Origin of the sequence: Capnocytophaga sp. FDAARGOS_737, assembly GCF_009730375.1 — a bacterium.
In the GTDB taxonomy this organism is placed as follows: domain Bacteria; phylum Bacteroidota; class Bacteroidia; order Flavobacteriales; family Flavobacteriaceae; genus Capnocytophaga; species Capnocytophaga leadbetteri.
In genome coordinates this window covers 675094-692512 of the sequence record NZ_CP046316.1, presented here as the reverse complement: position 1 = coordinate 692512, position 17419 = coordinate 675094, and the positions used below count along the sequence as shown (strand labels likewise).

General features: G+C 39.4%; 19 protein-coding genes, 1 tRNA gene and 1 pseudogene. 6 read left to right on the top strand and 15 right to left on the bottom strand.

All coding sequences use genetic code 11. The features are described from left to right. Position 1: 1 nt before the first annotated feature. The 4 genes from FOC45_RS02980 to FOC45_RS02965 all read right to left on the bottom strand — a co-directional run bounded on the left by FOC45_RS02980 (position 2) and on the right by FOC45_RS02965 (position 3940). Positions 2–2017 (bottom strand): penicillin-binding protein, encoded by a 2016-nt coding sequence (locus FOC45_RS02980; protein ID WP_009392751.1) that lies wholly within the window; start codon positions 2015–2017, stop codon positions 2–4. Between the two features lie 17 nt (positions 2018–2034). Beyond that, on the bottom strand, positions 2035–2364 hold the full coding sequence (locus FOC45_RS02975) for an FtsL-like putative cell division protein (protein WP_009392752.1): 330 nt from the start codon (positions 2362–2364) through the stop codon (positions 2035–2037). Positions 2365–2374: 10 nt separating this feature from the next. Beyond that, a complete protein-coding gene (gene rsmH, locus FOC45_RS02970) occupies positions 2375–3289 on the bottom strand; it encodes a 16S rRNA (cytosine(1402)-N(4))-methyltransferase RsmH (protein WP_009392753.1) in 915 nt (304 codons plus the stop codon). A gap of 279 nt (positions 3290–3568) precedes the next feature. Next, positions 3569–3940 (bottom strand): hypothetical protein, encoded by a 372-nt coding sequence (locus FOC45_RS02965; protein ID WP_155846590.1) that lies wholly within the window; start codon positions 3938–3940, stop codon positions 3569–3571. A gap of 256 nt (positions 3941–4196) precedes the next feature. Here FOC45_RS02965 and FOC45_RS02960 point away from each other — a divergent pair, with 256 nt between their 5' ends. Then, a complete protein-coding gene (locus FOC45_RS02960; protein ID WP_009392756.1) occupies positions 4197–4835 on the top strand; it encodes a hypothetical protein in 639 nt (212 codons plus the stop codon). A gap of 72 nt (positions 4836–4907) precedes the next feature. Then, the gene (locus FOC45_RS02955; RefSeq protein ID WP_009392760.1) at positions 4908–5966 is read left to right on the top strand and encodes an ImmA/IrrE family metallo-endopeptidase; all 1059 of its coding nucleotides are present in this window, start codon (positions 4908–4910) and stop codon (positions 5964–5966) included. Between the two features lie 25 nt (positions 5967–5991). On the opposite strand, the gene FOC45_RS12095 is transcribed toward FOC45_RS02955, so the two are convergent. The 5 genes from FOC45_RS12095 to FOC45_RS02935 form a co-directional block, all read right to left on the bottom strand. Continuing rightward, positions 5992–6678: a tyrosine-type recombinase/integrase gene (locus FOC45_RS12095; protein WP_009392763.1), complete on the bottom strand. Its 687-nt coding sequence runs from the start codon at positions 6676–6678 to the stop codon at positions 5992–5994. A 29-nt stretch (positions 6679–6707) separates the two neighbouring features. Continuing rightward, positions 6708–7079, bottom strand: a complete 372-nt coding sequence (locus FOC45_RS12090) for a hypothetical protein (RefSeq protein ID WP_009392764.1) — start codon at positions 7077–7079, stop codon at positions 6708–6710. Between the two features lie 113 nt (positions 7080–7192). Further along, positions 7193–7266 (bottom strand) — tRNA-Arg (locus FOC45_RS02945). A gap of 87 nt (positions 7267–7353) precedes the next feature. Then, on the bottom strand, positions 7354–8406 hold the full coding sequence (locus FOC45_RS02940) for a branched-chain amino acid aminotransferase (RefSeq protein ID WP_009392766.1): 1053 nt from the start codon (positions 8404–8406) through the stop codon (positions 7354–7356). A 196-nt stretch (positions 8407–8602) separates the two neighbouring features. Then, complete coding sequence (locus FOC45_RS02935) at positions 8603–8809, bottom strand: hypothetical protein (protein ID WP_009392768.1); 207 nt, start codon at positions 8807–8809, stop codon at positions 8603–8605. A 129-nt stretch (positions 8810–8938) separates the two neighbouring features. On the opposite strand from FOC45_RS02935, the gene mnmD reads away from it, so the two are divergent. After that, positions 8939–9601: a tRNA (5-methylaminomethyl-2-thiouridine)(34)-methyltransferase MnmD gene (gene mnmD, locus FOC45_RS02930; protein WP_009392769.1), complete on the top strand. Its 663-nt coding sequence runs from the start codon at positions 8939–8941 to the stop codon at positions 9599–9601. Here mnmD and FOC45_RS02925 read toward each other — a convergent pair. The 6 genes and pseudogenes from FOC45_RS02925 to FOC45_RS12080 form a co-directional block, all read right to left on the bottom strand. After that, positions 9564–10589 carry an o-succinylbenzoate synthase gene (locus FOC45_RS02925; protein ID WP_009392770.1) on the bottom strand — a complete coding sequence of 342 codons (1026 nt, stop codon included), beginning with the start codon at positions 10587–10589 and terminating at the stop codon, positions 9564–9566. The two genes, mnmD and FOC45_RS02925, sit on opposite strands and share 38 nt — an antisense overlap. Before the next feature lie 38 nt (positions 10590–10627). Beyond that, positions 10628–11038, bottom strand: coding sequence for a tRNA (adenosine(37)-N6)-threonylcarbamoyltransferase complex ATPase subunit type 1 TsaE (gene tsaE, locus FOC45_RS02920; RefSeq protein WP_009392777.1), 411 nt, complete (start codon positions 11036–11038; stop codon positions 10628–10630). A 154-nt stretch (positions 11039–11192) separates the two neighbouring features. Further along, positions 11193–11897 (bottom strand): annotated as a pseudogene (locus FOC45_RS02915) (Abi family protein); the annotation flags it as partial. A 27-nt stretch (positions 11898–11924) separates the two neighbouring features. Continuing rightward, the gene (locus tag FOC45_RS02910) at positions 11925–12353 is read right to left on the bottom strand and encodes a hypothetical protein (protein WP_009392781.1); all 429 of its coding nucleotides are present in this window, start codon (positions 12351–12353) and stop codon (positions 11925–11927) included. 49 nt (positions 12354–12402) lie between these two features. Continuing rightward, a complete protein-coding gene (locus FOC45_RS12085) occupies positions 12403–12672 on the bottom strand; it encodes a hypothetical protein (protein ID WP_009392783.1) in 270 nt (89 codons plus the stop codon). Between the two features lie 86 nt (positions 12673–12758). Next, the gene (locus FOC45_RS12080; RefSeq protein ID WP_034539761.1) at positions 12759–12974 is read right to left on the bottom strand and encodes a hypothetical protein; all 216 of its coding nucleotides are present in this window, start codon (positions 12972–12974) and stop codon (positions 12759–12761) included. Between the two features lie 180 nt (positions 12975–13154). On the opposite strand from FOC45_RS12080, the gene FOC45_RS02900 reads away from it, so the two are divergent. From FOC45_RS02900 to FOC45_RS02890, 3 genes are all read left to right on the top strand, one after another. Next, a complete protein-coding gene (locus FOC45_RS02900; RefSeq protein WP_155846589.1) occupies positions 13155–13751 on the top strand; it encodes a hypothetical protein in 597 nt (198 codons plus the stop codon). Between the two features lie 186 nt (positions 13752–13937). Beyond that, entirely contained in the window at positions 13938–15011 is a 1074-nt protein-coding gene (aroB, locus tag FOC45_RS02895) for a 3-dehydroquinate synthase (RefSeq protein ID WP_009392788.1), read from the top strand. Positions 15012–15025: 14 nt separating this feature from the next. Further along, positions 15026–17407 carry a reprolysin-like metallopeptidase gene (locus tag FOC45_RS02890; RefSeq protein ID WP_009392792.1) on the top strand — a complete coding sequence of 794 codons (2382 nt, stop codon included), beginning with the start codon at positions 15026–15028 and terminating at the stop codon, positions 17405–17407. Positions 17408–17419 lie beyond the last annotated feature (12 nt).

The following is a 17419-nucleotide window of genomic DNA, read 5'->3' as shown; positions in this document are numbered from 1 at the left end:
TTCAATTAGCTAATTCACCACACTGCAATACTACTAGAGTATTTCGTGCTATACGCGTGCCTTTCAGTACTGATTGCTCTGCTACTTTGCCTTGCCCTAACACTCTGACGCGCAAGCCCATATTCTCTAATAAGGCTATAGCATCCATAGCATTTACCCCTTTGAGGTCAGGCATAACCGTCTTATACTTAGCGGCTTTGGCGTAATAATCTTCGTAGTTATGAGTGGTGGTTTCTGATACTCTATCCACATCTTCAACTGTATCTATCAGCAAAGAGTTGGTGTATATCTTATGAGCGATACTCTTAAATACAGGGCCTGATACATCTGCCCCATAAATACCCAAACTGCGGTCTGGTTCGTGTATGACTACTATACAAGAATATTTAGGATTTTCTACCGGAAAGAAGCCTGCAAAAGACGATATATAGCTCAGCTTGGTATCGGTTCGGGCGTAATCTTTACGAGCGGTACCGGTCTTGCCTGCCATTGAAAAATCGGGTGAATAGAGTCTGTGCGCACTACCATACGAACGCCTTACCACATCGGCTAACATTCCTTTAGCGCGGTCGGCTGTTTGCTTGCTGCACACCTTTGCATTAATAATCTCTACATTGAATTTCTCAATAGTTTTATTCCACTCTTTTACCTCTTTTATCAATCGAGGTTTTACCATTACGCCCCCATTAGCAATGGCGTTGTAGAAGGTTAAACTCTGTAAAGGGGTAATTTTCACGGCATAGCCTATGGACATTGATTTCAGCGTTATCCCGCTCCATATCTTATCGCGTGGGGTAGGTATAAAAGGCTGTCCCTCGCCCGCTATAGGCAAATCTAACTTCTGATTGAGGTTCATATCCAGCAATTTATTAGTAAAATCGGATTCGCTTTTGGTATAAAGATGATCTACCAACTCGGTCATCCCTACGTTAGATGATACCGAAAAAGCTTTGTTGATACTAATACGCCCTGAGAACTTGTGTTGTGAGTCTTCAAAAGTCTTGTCGTAGTACTGCATCTTGCGGTCTTTGATGTCTACTACATAAGTAGTATCGATATTACGAGTTTCCATAGCAGCCACTACGGTCATCAGTTTAAAGATAGAACCAGGCTCGTGTGCCTCGCCTATCGCAAAGTTATAGCGCTCAGCATAAGTATTGTTTTTAGGGTTGAGCTCAAGGTTTGAGATAGCTTTTATCTCGCCTGTATTGACCTCCATTACTATTACACAACCGTGCTGTGCCTTGTATTTCTTCAGCTGCGTTAATAGGGCGTGGTGGGCTATATCCTGAATATTAATATTGATAGTAGAAACTACATCATAGCCGTCTTTAGGCTCTATGATGTTAAAACCACTCGCCAATCGCCATTGGTTATTGGCTATTTTCTGCTCCATACGTCGCCCTTTAGTGCCAAGTAGGTAGCCCGAATAAGCCCCTTCGAGCCCGACACGGGTGGTAAAACCCGTTTCATCGGTACGCGCATAGCCTATACTTCGGTGAGCAATCCCTCCTAAAGGATACTCGCGTTTGACCTTTTTCTCTACTATGAAGCCCCCTGAATTAGCTCCTTTTGAAAACATTGGGAACTTTCTAATACGCGTGTATTCGCTATAGCCTATATTGCTGACTACCAACATATAGCGATTATTATTAGCGCGTTCTTTAGTGAATATATTCTGGTAGTAGCTGCTTGAGCGCCCAAACATTTTAGAAAGCGAATCGCTCAGCGGTTTTATATTTTCTTTGAAGAGCTTTTTGCTTGGAGCTTTTGAGTCCCACCTGATGTCATAGCGTGTTACCGAGGTAGCCAAAAGGCTGCCATCGTCAGAGTACAAGTTGCCTTGTGTAGGGGTAATTTCTGCTTCGCGCAAGGTTTTCTCGTCTACTTTAGCACGGTATGTATCCCCTTCTATTTGTATGGTGACTAACTTAACGGCAATAACAATCAGCATTAGTATCATAGCCAACGCTATGAAATAGGTGCGATACGTTATTTTTTTATCATTTTTTTCCATCTGATGAGGGGGAATATTTATTCTTCTATAATTACTTTTATTTTTTGAGGAGGTTTCTCAGGCTGTTTTAGTCCTTTTGATTCTAACTGTTCTAATAATGAGGATTCTAAGCGAACCCGCTGCAAACGCGAACGCACATCGACAAACTCACTTTTTAGCTCGTTCACCTCTTCATTAAGTTTAGCTATCTGGTGTACTTTCTTGTCTACTATGTGCGAACTGGCAATCACTATTAGGGCTAAGGCAAAAAGAAAACAGATAAAAAGCCAATTGCGATTGGCTTCTTTGCCTTCTACCAAGAATTTACCTCTGAGAATATTCTTTATTTCATTAGTAGCTGTTCCCATTTTATCAAAATTAATCGTTTATACGTTCAGCTATGCGGAGTTTAGCACTTCTCGCCCTGTTATTAATGGTTATCTCGGCTTCGTCGGGGAGGATAAGTCCGCCTACTTTTTTGAAAGGTACTGATACGTTGCCATACCAATCTTTTTCTGGAGCACCCTCCATTTGTCCATCGCGGATGAAGCGTTTTACACAACGATCTTCTAACGAATGATAGCTAATGAGGCTAATGCGCCCCCCTACTTTCACTACGGCAGGCAGCTGCAGCAAAAAGGATTCCAAAACTTCCATTTCGGCATTTACCTCTATGCGTATAGATTGGTAAATCTGAGCTAAAACCTTATTCTCTTTGAATTTTGGTAAAAAAGCACGGACTGCCTCTTGCAGTGTGCTGCCTAAACGAATGGGCGTATGCTGCCTAAAGGCAATAATAGCGCGGGCTATAGCGCGGGCATTCTTTAGTTCGCCATAAAGAGAGAAAATGCGAGTAAGAGCTGCCTCGTCATACTCATTAACCACCTGCTGAGCGGTAAGCTCTGACTGCTGATTCATACGCATATCTAATGCCCCCTCAAAGCGAGTTGAAAATCCGCGTTCGGCTACATCAAACTGGTGTGAAGAGACTCCGAAATCGCCTAATACACCATCTACCTCAGAAACACCATAGAAGCGCAAGTACTGCTTTAGGTACTTAAAATTTTGATGAATAAGGGTAAAACGCGGGTCGTCGATAGTATTATTTAGCGCATCAGCATCTTGGTCGAAAGCGTAGAGCCTACCGTTTTCGCCTAACCTATTGAGTATTTCGCGGGAGTGACCGCCGCCACCAAAAGTGACATCGACATAGGTGCCGCCAGGCTTAATAGCCAGACCGTCAATGCTCTGCTTTAGCAATACGGGAATGTGATATGATATAGAATCGCTCATTAAAAAAGAGGGTTAAAAATCGTGAGGCAAAAGTACGAAATAAATAATTACTAACAAGGTTTTTTATTTGGAGATTTTTTATTATGAGAGGTTTAAAAACAAAAAAATGAGATTTTTAATGCCCCTCTAAAACTAAAACAATTTGCTATGGAAGATTTTTTTTCATTTGCACGAAATGAAAAAGGATATAGCTAATATGAAAGCAGGTATTAACGAACTTACCACAAAGGGTATAGAAAAGGTCATAAAAAAAGCCCTCATTGTGAGAGCTTTTTAGTATTATCTTTTAAGTACTATCTTTGATAATATTCCTTGAATATAACCATCTAACACCAAACTTTTTTTATCATCACTAATTTTAAACTTTATAGGATAACTCCCATCATCACTAATAAGAGTTAAGTAAGGATATTCATATTTAAAAGTTCCTTTTTTTGATACTTTCTTTTCCTCATTACGTATTTTTTCAGTAGCAGTCAAAAAAAACTCTTTTTTCCAATCAATAACTAACAATGAACAAGTCGTTTCACTGTAGTTTGTTTCCTCTTTGAAGTTCCACATTCCATTTATATCGCTATAATCTACCTTATCATCGCTTTTCGAGCACCCCATAGCGAGCACTGCTATTAGTAATAATACAATTCTTTTCATTGGTATATTAGTTTTGTTTTGGGCAAAAGTAGAAATATATTTAAAATCAATAATCATTGAAGAAAAAACGATAGTGATAGGAATAGCCTAATATTTTTATTATCAATAAATTAAAAGTGTTTCCAAAAATAAAATACAAAAAAATCAAAAAAATATATACAATTTCATTTATCTTTTATATATTTGCACCGTAAAAAATATATCTGCGGAAACAGATATATTTTAGGTAGTGGGATTTGTCTTAATTTTTTTAGTTATGATGATATATAATAATTTTGACGGGGCAAAGATACAAACTTTTGTCCAATCCTGCAAGCGAAAGCTCGCAAAAAAAGATGCATTCATTACTGAATGTACTGAAAAAGGGCTTATTAAGTTCTTTTATGCTTTTGAAAACGCTAAAGAAAAGTTCGGTTCAACTATGAAACCTTTCCCTCCACAATCAAGAAGTAGAGGCCTTGAAGCAAGCGTTTTTCAAACTTGTCTATTAGGTGAACTCCAAAAAGTTTTTCCTGAGAAATGGAAGTTTTGGAAATACAAACGATTTGTAATAACATTCTGCGGACACTCTTTACTGTTTAAAAAGTTAAACAAAAAAGGTATGCCTATGAATATAAAAACAAATGCCAATCAGTCCATTATAAACCAAATGCAGACGCAACTTTTTGACCCTACTGACTACGAAAATCCTATCGTATTTTTCGGTTGGGAAAAAAGCAAATCAGGTGATTTGATAAATCCTCATTTTGTTTATATAGACGAGGGAAAAATAAAATGGAGACTTCGTAAAGATGAACTAACATCATTAAATGCTCCTACTATATTAACGCCTAATAAAACTGGAAGATTGCTACCTAAAGTTAAAGAGCAATCTAAACGTAAAAAGGCAATGTAACATTTATTAACCGACAAGTCCTACTACCTTTTTTACAAAAAAACACTAACGGCTAATTACAACAAAACACCTATGAAAGTTAATCACAATCAACTTACCCTTGCAAGGGAATACAGAGGGTGGACGCAAACAAAATTGTCAAAAGCGGTGCAAGGGCTTTCACAATCTAATTTATCCAAGTTTGAAAAAGGACTTGGTGGGTTATCCGATGAGATTTTGGAAAAGATATTTAATGTGCTGAAATTTCCAAAAGAGTTTTTTGAGCGCAAAATATCAGTAGACTTAGAGACATCTAACTATCGCAAAAAAAACACCATTCCAAAATCAATTATTCAAGAATTTGAAACATCTTGTATATTTATCGGTTATATTATTGACGAAATGTCAAATTCTATTGATTATCCTGATTTCTCACTTAAAACCTTAGATATTGAAGACGGATATACTCCTGAATATATTGCCCAATTCACACGCAAGGATTTTAGAATATTCGATAATGAACCTATTGAGGATATTTTTAGAATTATAGAGGATAAAGGAATTATCATTTATGAACTAAATGCGAATGAAAAGTTTGATGGTATATCGTTATTTACTAAAAAAGGATTTCCTGTAGTAGTATTAAATAAAAGACTTCCTAATGATAGGAAACGTTTCACATTAGCCCACGAATTAGGGCATTTGATAATGCACACAGCTTTTCCAGTACCAAATGTTAGAGACAAAGAGCAAGAAGCTAACGATTTTGCTTCCGAATTTCTAATGCCTGAAAGAGCGATAAGAAATTCATTAGAGGGGCTCAAACTTTCAAGCCTAAGCGCATTAAAAAGCTATTGGCTAACCTCAAAGGCTTCAATTATCAGGCGCGCATACTCATTAGGGGTTATTAATCAAAATAAATATAAATATTTCAATATTGAACTGAGTAGAATAGGAGAGAAAAAAAATGAAAAAGGCAGTGTAAGCATAGACGAGGCTATAACGTTTGATATGGCTGTAAAATTACACTTAAAAGAACTTGAGTACACTTATGATGATTTAGCAAACGCTTTCGCTCTTCCTGAAGATGTTATTCAGAGGTATGTATTAAAGCAAAATCTATTCTTAAAACCCAAAATAACTATAAACTAAAAAAGCCCCAATATTGGGGCTTTTTCTATATCTGTATTTCTAATTGTTTTAACCGCTCCCTATCTTTTTTAGCCTTATTCACTTGGTAGATAGCCGTTGTGCTTTGGTTAGTGTGCGAAGCTAAGAGCATTGCCGTGTCGCTATCTAAGTTATCAAGCATATAGTGCTTAAGGGCGTAAAAATCAGCTTCAATACCTAATTTATCTTTTACGTGTCGCTTCCAAAAGCGGGTAACAATCTCGGTATGTCCCATTTTCTTGTTAGGAACGAAATCAAGTGCAAAAAGATAGTCGTTAGCACTTTTGCATTTGCTGCATATCTCTTTCCAAAGTTCTAATGCAGGGCCAAGTATCACCTTTGTACAGCGTTTATACTGACCGCCTTTTTCAAGCAATATTACAAACTCCTGCTTATCTAAATCTACATCTTTGCGTTGTAATCTGAAAAGTTCGGTATTACGTGCCCCTGAATATAGGAAGATCATCATATACCTATAGAAGTCAGGGTTTATAAATCGCACGTGGTTTTTTACCCTTGTTAGTTCCTCTTCGGTAAGTATGGTACGGGCTTCTTTTATCACCTTTTTAGGGTATATATCTCTTGTTATATTAGCCTCGCAGCATTCGTACTCTATAAGCTCACGGAATAGGCTGGAAAAGTATATCACGAACCTATTGTAATACTTGTCGGATAGTCGCAACCAGTCAAGCATTCGCTTCAAATCTACCCTACGCAAATCCTTTATTTTGACCGTCTGCAAATCGAGGGTTTCGCACGCCTAAAAGCCTCGATAAAGTGCAATTCAGGATATAACCCCTCTTTATGTACTTGCACGTACTTTTTGAGTATGGGATTATAGCCAGCATCAAGTTGTTTAGGAATGTTTTTGAGCAAGAATGATACCATTGCTTTGCGTTCTTCTACTGTAGTCGGTTTGTTAGCCTTTTTTCTATAAGGGAAGCCCTTAGGATATTTCTTATCAAAACGAGGGTCGAAGAATACGCATTGCACGTACCAGTCTTTATCCAAGTCTTTTTTAGTAGCTTTTTGCCAATTGGCAGGGGATACCCATAGTTGGGAATAGCTACACCCGTCGAGTGTTTTTACTACCATAATGTAATTATTTTAGATTGTCGTTTACCTTGTCGTTTTAAGATAATTACAAATGGATTTCCGTACTAAAAAATAAAAGGTAACGCTTTGAGTGGAAGTGCGTTACCTTTTAGTGACCTCGACAGGATTCAAACCTGTAACCTTCTGAGCCGTAATCAGATGCGCTATTCAGTTGCGCCACGAGGCCAATGTTGTTTTGTTTTACGGGTGCAAAGGTACAACCTTTTTTTTAACTACCAAATTTTTTGGCAACTTTTTTTCAAAATATTTTTTCTTACTTCACTTGAACTCTCCAGCCAAATGGGTCTTCTGACCTGTTATACTGTATGTTAAGTATCGTTTCTTTTATTTTATCAGTATATAATTCTGCTGGTCTGTTTATCTCATAATCCTTGCCTTTGTAGCCAAAAGCTGATATAGGACTAATCACCGCAGCTGTACCACAACCAAACGCTTCTTTGAGAGTACCATTTTCTGCCGCCTCTATTAACTCTGTTACTTTAACAGGACGTATCTCAGTTTTAATACCTAATTTTTCGGCAACTGCTATGATACTCTTACGCGTTACCCCATCGAGGATACGCTCGCTAGTAGGACAAGTTACTAAGGTGTCGCCTAATCTAAACCATAGGTTCATAGTACCTGCTTCCTCTAAATATTGGTGAGTAGCATCGTCTGTCCACATCACTTGTTGGTAGCCCTCAGCAGCCGCTTGTTGGGTAGGATAGAACTGACCTGCATAGTTGCCCGCTGCCTTAGCAAAACCAAAACCACCATTAGCCGCACGGCTGTAATAGTCGGCTATTTTTACGCGTACATCGCCTGAGTAGTATGATTGTACTGGAGCTGTAATAATAATAAATAAGTAGTCTTTGGCAGGTGAGGCTTGTACCCCTGGAGTGGTAGCAATTACAAACGGACGCAAGTAAAGCGCATTACCAAAGCCTGGTTTTATCCACTCGCTGTCTATATCGACAAGGGTACGAAGGGCTTTGTCAAACCATTCTTCAGGGAAAGCAGGCATTGCTAAACGCTCGCAAGATTTGTTGATACGTTTGTAGTTTTCTTGCGGACGGAACAAAAATACGTGTCCGTTATCATCTTTATACGCTTTCATACCTTCAAAAACTGCTTGTCCATAATGGAAGACGCTAGCTGAAGGCTCTAAAGAAAGGGCTCCGTAAGGTTTAATGGTAGGGTTTTGCCACTTACCGTCCTTATATTCGCAAATAAACATATGGTCGGCAAAGGTACGCCCAAAACTCAATTTAGAAAAGTCTACTTCTTTAATACGACTTTCTTTTACTTTTTCAATTTTTAAATCCATATTGTTTTAGTTTTTTTATTTCTTTTTACAAATTTAGTTTTTTAGGGTCATTTCTATTATCCCAAAAAGCTACAATTTCTATTTCATTTTCCTCTTCAAGAATTCTATAAAAAACAGAGAAATGAGATAATATAATTACTACAAAATAATAATATATCATAGTATTGAATTTCAGCTTCTGAAGACCAAGATACTTTTAATTCTCTAATTGTTTCTTCCATCTTTCAATAAGCATTCTCGCCCCTGTTTGTACCTCTTCATTACTCTTTTTACGTCCTACATCAAGGTCTCTTAGCCCTCTATCAATAGATTGCAACAACGCTTCAGAAAGCTCTCCCTCCTGTACATAGCCTGTGGCTGATAGTACCTCTGGCTCATATTTATTAGTAAGTGTTGTCTTCATTTCGTTTTTATTATACTTCAAAATTTCGTCAAAGGTACAAATTATTTTTTAACTTTGTGCCCTAAAACTCAAAAAACTTTATATTTATTTCACAATCTATTAACTATTAAACAATTACACCTAATACCTATGAAACACGAACTTATACAAACTTCTGATGGCTCTACAAGTCTGTACATAGCAGACCTGCAAGAAACATACCATTCTAAACACGGAGCCCTACAAGAAACCCTGCACGTGTTTATACAAAATGGATTGCAACTATTTCGGCAACAAGCAGTCAGCATACTGGAAATAGGGTTTGGCACAGGGCTCAACGCCCTTGTTACCTACCTAAAACACACTGATTTGAACCTCAGCATACGCTACGAAACTGTAGAAGCCTATCCCCTATCGTGGGAAGAGGCTTCGCTAATGAATTTCCCTTCTGTACTCAACGCCCCTGCCCTATCGCCTATCTTTGAGCAGATGCACACTTGCGCGTGGGACGAACCTATTGCACTCTCTCCTACTTTCAGCTTCAAAAAACGTTTGCAGCGCTTTGAAGAGATTGACGACCCCGCTTCTTTCGACCTTATTTACTTCGATGCTTTTGGCGCACAAGTACAACCCGAACTCTGGGAGGTTTCTATCTTTCAAAAAATGTATAACGCCCTAAAACCCAATGGTTATTTAGTGACCTATGCTGCTAAGGGCAGTGTACGGCGCGCTATGCAGGCTTGTGGCTTCGGCGTAGAACGATTGCCAGGCCCACCTATGAAAAGGGAAATGCTACGGGCTCGGAAGGGTTAAACCTTAGCTGTCCGCCCTCTACTGACAAAGGGAAAGGCAGGTTATTAGTGTACAAAGCCCCTGTGCCTAAGCCTTGTGGCATAGTGCTATGCAGCGTGTACGTCCACTGAGCAATAGCGTTTAGCCCTATGTTACTCTCTAAAGCTGACGTTACCCACCAGCCTATTTGGTGTGCTTCGGCAAGGGCTATCCACTCTTCACTACCTCTGTATCCACCTATAAGCGAAGGTTTTAAGATAATATATTGCGGCTTTATCTCAGTGATAAGTCGCTTTTTTTGTGCGGAATCGAAAATACCTATCAGCTCCTCGTCTAGGGCAATGGGTAGCGGTGAGGTGCGGCAGAGTTGCGCCATAGCCTCCCACTGTCCAGCCTTGATAGGTTGTTCGATAGAATGCAATTGCAGTTCGGCTAAACGCGCGAGCACCTCAGGCGCTTCAGCTGGTGTGAAAGCCCCATTAGCATCGACCCTTATCTCTATATCTTCTGCTGAAAACTCTTTGCGCAACGCCTTGAGAATACGATACTCTTCTTCAAAAGCTATCGCCCCTATCTTCATCTTAATACACCTAAAACCCTGCACGAGTTTCTCTCTTATCTGCGTCTTCATATAATCGGGGGTACCCATCCAGATAAGTCCGTTGATGGCGATAGCGTCTTTGCCCGCTGTAAAATCGGACGGGAAAAGCTCATACCACTGAGCGGCTGCCACTGACCTGAAGGCTTGTTCTACCCCAAACTGTATAGACGGAAAAGCCATAAGCTGAGCGAGCAACGCCCCCTCGCCTAAATGGATATGCGCCTGCACCCACTGCAAGGTAGCCTCGTAGTCGGGTACATCATCAGCACTTAAGCCCCGAAAGAGATTGCACTCGCCTATGCCCCTCTTACCATCGCGTTCTATCACTAAGAAATACGTGTCTTTAGAGGTCAGCACTCCGCGTGAAGTACCCGCTGGACGTTTAAAATGAAGCGTATATTTGTACATAATTTGTCAATTTGCTGATTTGTCGATTTGTCGATTTGTCAATTATTAATTGTTAGTTTTCTATGGTTTTTATCGATTTGTATCAGCTCTATTACGCTGTACTGCTCTGGTAGGTATTTTTCTACTCGTTCAGCCCACTCTATAAAGCACCAATCACCTGAAAATAGGTATTCTTCAAAACCTATATCAAAGGCTTCTTCGGGACTTTTTAGTCGGTAGAAATCGAAGTGATAAATTCTGCTGTCTGTACCTTCATAAGGATTTACTAAGCTAAAAGTAGGACTCGACACATTATCAGTACTGCCCAAGGCTTTGACTAATGCCTTGATAAGGGTGGTCTTGCCAAAACCCATAGCCCCTTTAAAAATAACTACTTTGTGCTTGAGCAGCGGTAAGACCTTTTCGGCTACTGCCTCAATATCGGCTAATGTATAAGTGATTTGCGTCATAATCTTATTATTTTGGGCAAAGTTATAAAAAAAATGCTCAGGGCAAGCCTGAGCATTGAATTATTGTTATTTTAGAGTGCATAACCAATGCTGAGAGAGGTGAGGCACTATTTTTCTACCGCAAAAGTACAATATTTTTCTTAATCAGCAAAAATTACAGGTTAAAAACTTTCATTTTATTTTTTATAACACTATTAATCACCTGATTTTCATTATGTTTATGCAATGTACTGCGAATACTATCTAACATATCTTTCTCTCTTGAAGGTGATATTTTTCTGAGTATATAAGCAATTACTTTTATACAAGCCAATAAAGAATGGTTATCTCTTTCAAAAGAAACTTCTGGAATAGATAAAATGCCTTTGGGAGTATTAAAATCAAACAAAACAGCAGAATGAGCACAAGTATTCCTCACTAATACAATAGTTTCCATAAAACTGATAAACTTTTTAGGCTTCTTTATACCATAAAGATTAGAAATCTCTTCTTTTATATCATCTTGAATAAGATTTTTATAAATCTTCAATATCATTCCAAAAGAGAAAAACTCTAATGTCTTCCAAGCAGGAGCGTATATATCATTGGGATATTTAGCGTGATGCCTCTTTATAGGAGCATTATTTCTTATAAAATCTTGATTGTAGAACTTATTTATATTGTTTATGAAATTTTGCGAAATTACCGCTGAATCTGCAAACCAAGCAGGAAAAGACTTATACTTGTTTGAAACATAATAGATGAGCTTAGTCCTAAAATTTATCTCAATTCTATTAATATATCTCATCAGAATATTTCGCAAATCTACATCTAAATAATATAATGCTACGACATCTGAAAATTTTGTTTCTAACCTAAAATTACATTTTTTTGTATTTTATGCAAATCAAATATAACCGACCCACATATTTGTCCTTCCTCCTTTCCTATCAAAAGCGGCTCCCACCTTTCCCCAGACAAACTCCCACTCTTCCCCTATGTGTGCTGCAAGCCATTTTTTATATAGTTTTTCGGTTTGTAGTTCATATTCCTCTGTCCAGCTTTCCCAAGGTGTATATCTTTCTTTCATAGAAAAAAATATCGTTTCGAGTTTTTCTCCTTCAAAACAAATAGAAATATCAAACTCTTTTCCCTCAAAAGGACATTTTTCAAAATAAATCCAATAAAACCCTGTCCCCACATCCCAGATATCATTATCAGGAAACAGCTCTCTGAGCGAGGAAAAAGTAGTTTTAGAAGAAATCACTACACCGTTTATAAGAAAAAAATCTCCATTTTCAGTATCTAAAAATAATATAGATTTTGTGCTGTTCATTTTTTATTCTATTAAAATATTTTTAATTTTATGGCTGCTTGCTCAAATCTTACATTTCCTCTCCTATTTCTTTTAAAAAATCATCCATCGCCTCAAAGGAACTTTCTGATGAAGATGCATACACCAGCTGCTCACCTCCATCTAAAACCACTATGCTGTCAGTAGCCCCGCCATAGAATTCCGCTCCTTGTAACCAATGGCGTATAGCGAAAGGCTTTTTGGGAAAATGGGCTTTTATAGCATCCAAATCTTCGGAAGTAATGAATTTAAATCCTTCATAAGTATAAGGCAAAGCAAATACCGCCTGCAAGTGAGCCATAGCCAACAAAAATTCAGATAATGTATCGCATTCCACCTGCCATTCTTTTTGGTTATAGCTAACATATACCTTAGGGTTTTCTTCGCCTAAATCTCCCTTTGCGATTGCCCATAAACAACAATTTTGATTTTCTGCATAAAATTATGATTTTTATCAGTAAACGGACACCAATAAAAACCTAATCTATAATATCCTATATCTAAAAGATGTTCTTTTATCTTATCTTCTTTTAAATCAAATTTCATTCCCCTTGATGCTAATTTCTCTATCTGTTGAGCAAAATCTGTAGCTATATTTCCCATAAAAAATCTTTTAAATAAATGCAAAAATATGTTATTTTTTCGGATTAACAAGTGTAATAATAAAAGTTTATCTCTACACAGTACTAACATTAGGTTAGTAATCTATGAGAATATTTGTTACTTTAAGTAATAATATATACATTTGCGGAGTAATTAATAAAAAATAAGCATATGAAACTGATGAAGTATTTTATTTGTACCCTCTTGTGTGTTTGCAGTTTGGGGTTATCGGCACAAGAAGACAATACTTTCCTATCTAAATGGGGAATAGAATTTGGTGCAAGCGTGGGGCGCGCTCAGCTTACAGGTAATGAGTTGGCACTAAACGGAATGACCTCTAATGGGAATTGGTTAGTGAGCTATTACGCCACCGAAAGGGTGCGCTTTCAAACAGGTATAAGTATGTCGTTTTTTAGCAACGGAAGCCTTACCGCTGATAACTACTACAATACCAATGCTACCTTTATAGGTATTCCTGCTAAAATAGTCTTTTCGATAACCGAAATTGCTCCTAAAAAAGCGGCTATAGTACTCGGTATAGGGGTACAAGCTAACAAGGCTATAAACTACCAGCTGGAAACAAAGGATTTTAGCAAAAGTACAAGCAGCGGGAGTGTATTTTTAGGAGTACCTATAAGTATAGGGGTAGAAAGTAAGTTATCCGATAATTATACTTTAGGCTTTTACCTCTCAACCCAAGTGGTAACCAAAAGCTATAAAAACTACCGCCTACAAAATAATGATTTGCTAAGAGTTGCGGTATCTTATCGTTTTTAAATAGTATTTCTTTCTATTTTTTAGACAATTATTAGACACTTACTCTTCGCTCATTGTTCGCTTATCCTTCGCTCTTCCTATATGGTTTGTATATCGTTTGTATAGGGTAGGTGGCTTTAGAAATTTTTTCTGTTTGCTCATCTGCTGATTGTTTATTATTTTTGCAGCATTAAATTTGATTAAGATATGTACCCAGATAGTATTGAAGCACAACACTACCAAGTATATTTTAACGATGAGGGCTTTAATTTCCTCAATCGTTTTGTGGCTGAACAACGCCCCTCTAAAATATTCCTTTTAGCCGATAAGCATACTAACGAATGTTGTACCCCTATAGTGCTATCGCTATTGGCTACTGATATTCCCTTGGAAATCATAGAGATAGAAGCTGGAGAAACCCATAAACACATCGATACTTGTACCCAAGTGTGGTACGCCCTCTCTGAACTGGGAGCTGACCGCAAAAGTCTGCTTATCAATATAGGGGGCGGGGTCGTTACTGACTTAGGTGGTTTTGTCGCCTCTACTTATATGCGGGGTATCCCTTTCATCAATGTACCTACGAGCTTGCTAGCGATGGTCGATGCTTCAGTAGGCGGTAAAACAGGTGTTGATTTGGGCGCTCTTAAGAACCTTGTGGGGGTGATTAACAATCCGAAGGGGGTGCTTATCTACCCTGATTTTCTCGCTACTCTGCCCACTGAAGAACTGTGCAGCGGTATGGCTGAGATGTTTAAACACGGACTGATAAGCGATGAGGGCTATTGGCATAAGATGTGTAACCTAAGCGAACTGACTGAGGCTCACCTCGGTAGCCTTATCTATGAGTCGGTAGTTATCAAAAACGAAGTGGTAACCCAAGACCCTACCGAAAAAGGACTGCGCAAGACCCTGAACTACGGGCATACGCTGGGGCACGCTATAGAGTCGTATTGCCTACAAAACCCTAACCGCGAACGACTGCTACACGGCGAGGCTATCGCTATAGGTATGGTACTGGCAACTTACCTTTCGGTGAAAGAATTAGGCTTTTCGATGGAAAAATGTGACGAAGTGAAGGCTGTTTTGGGTGAATACTTCAGAAAACAAGAGTTTACGTATGAAGAAATCACCGATATTTGTCAGTTGATGCGTTTTGACAAGAAAAATGTAAGTGGAAATGTACATTTCGTACTCTTGGAGGCTATAGGAAAGCCCAAAATAGACTGTATAGTGCCTTACGAAGAGATTTATAAGGCATTTGAATATTATTTGAATTAGAAGAAGGACGCCTAATGAAGTATTTTTATAAAAATATCAGTTTGCTATGGTTGCTGTTATTAGCGAGCCTCTCGGCTGAGGGGCAGCAGCATTATTGGCGCAAAGCTGAACTTAAGCAACAACGCAGTGACACCAATCTATCGGCTGTGGCACAGTACTTTACCTTAGACAAAGACGCTTTTGGCAGGGTGCTGCGCGGGGCTACTACGGCTCGTGGGGGTACAATAGTAGAGATACCCAATGCTAAAGGGCAGCTTATCAGTTACCGCATTACTCCTACGCAGGTACTCTCTGACGAATTGGCGCAAAAATATCCGTCCATACTCACTTTTGAAGGGGTAGGCGTAGATGATGATTCGCAACGCATACGCTTCACTTTCAGCGACTTTGGTTTAGATGCTATTATGCAGCAAAACCTACATTACGCTTTTGTAGAAGCTGAAGAGCACGGAGGCAACCTCTACCGCGTTTACTACTACAGTGATGCTGGAAAGATACCATTGGAGTGCGCAACACTTGCCGCCCAACTGCCACAACCCTCGCCTACCCAACGCCCTACCTATCAGACAAAAGCTGTACAGCGTACTTTTCGCATCGCTATAGCTTGTACCCCTCAGTACACTGAATACTTCTGGGGAAAAGACGAGGCTTTTGCACAGATAGTCAATACTTTAAACCGAGTGAACGCTGTGTATGGGCAGCAGTTATCGGTAGCTTTTCAGTTAGTTTCTGACAAAAATATAATCTTTGATGATAAAACTAATGACCCTTTTTCGAGTATCAACTACAACGATTGGGATTATAGCTCTGGTGTGCTACAACAATTATTAGACGATAAAGTAGGGAATGCTAATTATGATATAGGGCACCTATTCCACAACGGCAACAACGGGGGCAATGCGGGCTGTATAGGGTGCGTTTGTAGTCCCGACCGCAAAGGACAAGGCTTTTCTTCTTATCCTTTTGCGAGAATGGGGCGCTTCCGCAGTGCTTTTGATATAGATGTTGTAGCCCACGAAATCGGTCATCAGATGGGCGCAACCCATACGTTTTCTTACAGACGTGAATACGGTTCTGATTCGCAAATGGAGCCCGGTAGTGGCAGTACGATTATGAGCTATGCAGGGGTGAGTGGTAGCTACGACCTACAAGCGCATAACGACCCCTATTTTCACCACCGCAGTGTGTACGACATCAGTACCTTTATAGATATTACCTCTTGTGCTACCGAGCAACCCACCCATAACACTCCGCCTGACATACCAGACCTGCCGAGCTATACCATACCCAAAAGTACCGCCTATCTGTTAGAGGGTACGGCTACAGATGCTGATGGCGATTCGCTGCTGTACACGTGGGAACAGGCTGATAATCGGACTAATGGAAGTGGTTATTACTTTTCGCCGTTGCTCAATAATGGCGCTACGGCACGCTCGCTACCTCCCTCTACTCTACCCTATCGTTATATACCCCGCTTGTCGCGCATAGTGGCGGGGACTCTCACCCAAGAAAACCCTAAAAGGAATGATGCGTGGGAAACGGTATTGAACAAAGGGCGTACCTTACACTGGTCGTTTGTGGTGATAGACCGCCCTAATGCTGCTAACCAGATGGGCAATACTGCCTACAAGACCATAGAAGTAGTAGTAAATGACGATGCAGGCCCTTTTGTTATCACTTCGCAAAGCCAGCCTACTACGTGGATAATGGGGGAGAAAGTAACTATAAACTGGAATGTTGCTGGCACTGACCAAGCCCCTATAAGCGCTAAAAAAATGAAGCTGCTCTTATCTACCGATGGTGGAGAAACCTTTTCGGTAACGCTCGCAACGGGTTTGTCTAATACTGGAAAAGCTGTGATAGAAGTCCCTGCAGGAACTAAGACTACTAAGGGTAGACTGATGCTAAAAGCTGAAGATAATATATTTTTAGCGGTAAATGCAGCTACTATCACCATAAAAGAAGATACCGATGACGATGGCGATGGGGTATACTCGTTGCACGACAACTGTCCGCACACCTATAACCCAGACCAGACTGATACTGATGGTGATGGCATAGGCGATGCTTGCGATGACGATATAGACGGCGATGGGATTCCTAACGAGCAAGACAACGAAATAGACCAAGTGCTTATCCCTAATGCTTTTACCCCTAATGGCGATGGCATTAACGACTTTTACACTATTATCCGTGCTGAACGCTACCCGCATAACACGCTATACATCTACGATACATTAGGAAATGAAGTGTATCGTGCCAAAGGTTATAAAAACCAATGGAATGGTTACCACACTAACGGCAAACGCTTGCCGCAAGGGGCATATCAGTACCTTTTTAGTACAGACGGCAGTAAGCAGCAAGAAAAGCGCGGATGGCTGTACCTCAATTATTAAATAAAAAGATTA

Bases quoted from the DNA above. Each gene is read 5' to 3' on its own strand.
- FOC45_RS02955 (WP_009392760.1), top strand. From the start codon at position 4,908: ATGAAAGTTAATCACAATCAACTTACCCTTGCAAGGGAATACAGAGGG.
- tsaE (WP_009392777.1), bottom strand. From the start codon at position 11,038: ATGACGCAAATCACTTATACATTAGCCGATATTGAGGCAGTAGCCGAA.
- aroB (WP_009392788.1), top strand. From the start codon at position 13,938: ATGTACCCAGATAGTATTGAAGCACAACACTACCAAGTATATTTTAAC.
- FOC45_RS02980 (WP_009392751.1), bottom strand. From the start codon at position 2,017: ATGGAAAAAAATGATAAAAAAATAACGTATCGCACCTATTTCATAGCG.
- FOC45_RS02960 (WP_009392756.1), top strand. From the start codon at position 4,197: ATGATGATATATAATAATTTTGACGGGGCAAAGATACAAACTTTTGTC.
- rsmH (WP_009392753.1), bottom strand. From the start codon at position 3,289: ATGAGCGATTCTATATCATATCACATTCCCGTATTGCTAAAGCAGAGC.
- FOC45_RS02900 (WP_155846589.1), top strand. From the start codon at position 13,155: ATGAAGTATTTTATTTGTACCCTCTTGTGTGTTTGCAGTTTGGGGTTA.
- FOC45_RS02935 (WP_009392768.1), bottom strand. From the start codon at position 8,809: ATGAAGACAACACTTACTAATAAATATGAGCCAGAGGTACTATCAGCC.
- FOC45_RS12090 (WP_009392764.1), bottom strand. From the start codon at position 7,079: ATGGTAGTAAAAACACTCGACGGGTGTAGCTATTCCCAACTATGGGTA.
- FOC45_RS02890 (WP_009392792.1), top strand. From the start codon at position 15,026: ATGAAGTATTTTTATAAAAATATCAGTTTGCTATGGTTGCTGTTATTA.
- FOC45_RS02975 (WP_009392752.1), bottom strand. From the start codon at position 2,364: ATGGGAACAGCTACTAATGAAATAAAGAATATTCTCAGAGGTAAATTC.
- FOC45_RS02965 (WP_155846590.1), bottom strand. From the start codon at position 3,940: ATGAAAAGAATTGTATTATTACTAATAGCAGTGCTCGCTATGGGGTGC.
- mnmD (WP_009392769.1), top strand. From the start codon at position 8,939: ATGAAACACGAACTTATACAAACTTCTGATGGCTCTACAAGTCTGTAC.
- FOC45_RS12095 (WP_009392763.1), bottom strand. From the start codon at position 6,678: ATGCTTGACTGGTTGCGACTATCCGACAAGTATTACAATAGGTTCGTG.
- FOC45_RS12085 (WP_009392783.1), bottom strand. From the start codon at position 12,672: ATGGCTCACTTGCAGGCGGTATTTGCTTTGCCTTATACTTATGAAGGA.
- FOC45_RS02925 (WP_009392770.1), bottom strand. From the start codon at position 10,589: ATGTACAAATATACGCTTCATTTTAAACGTCCAGCGGGTACTTCACGC.
- FOC45_RS02940 (WP_009392766.1), bottom strand. From the start codon at position 8,406: ATGGATTTAAAAATTGAAAAAGTAAAAGAAAGTCGTATTAAAGAAGTA.
- FOC45_RS12080 (WP_034539761.1), bottom strand. From the start codon at position 12,974: ATGGGAAATATAGCTACAGATTTTGCTCAACAGATAGAGAAATTAGCA.
- FOC45_RS02910 (WP_009392781.1), bottom strand. From the start codon at position 12,353: ATGAACAGCACAAAATCTATATTATTTTTAGATACTGAAAATGGAGAT.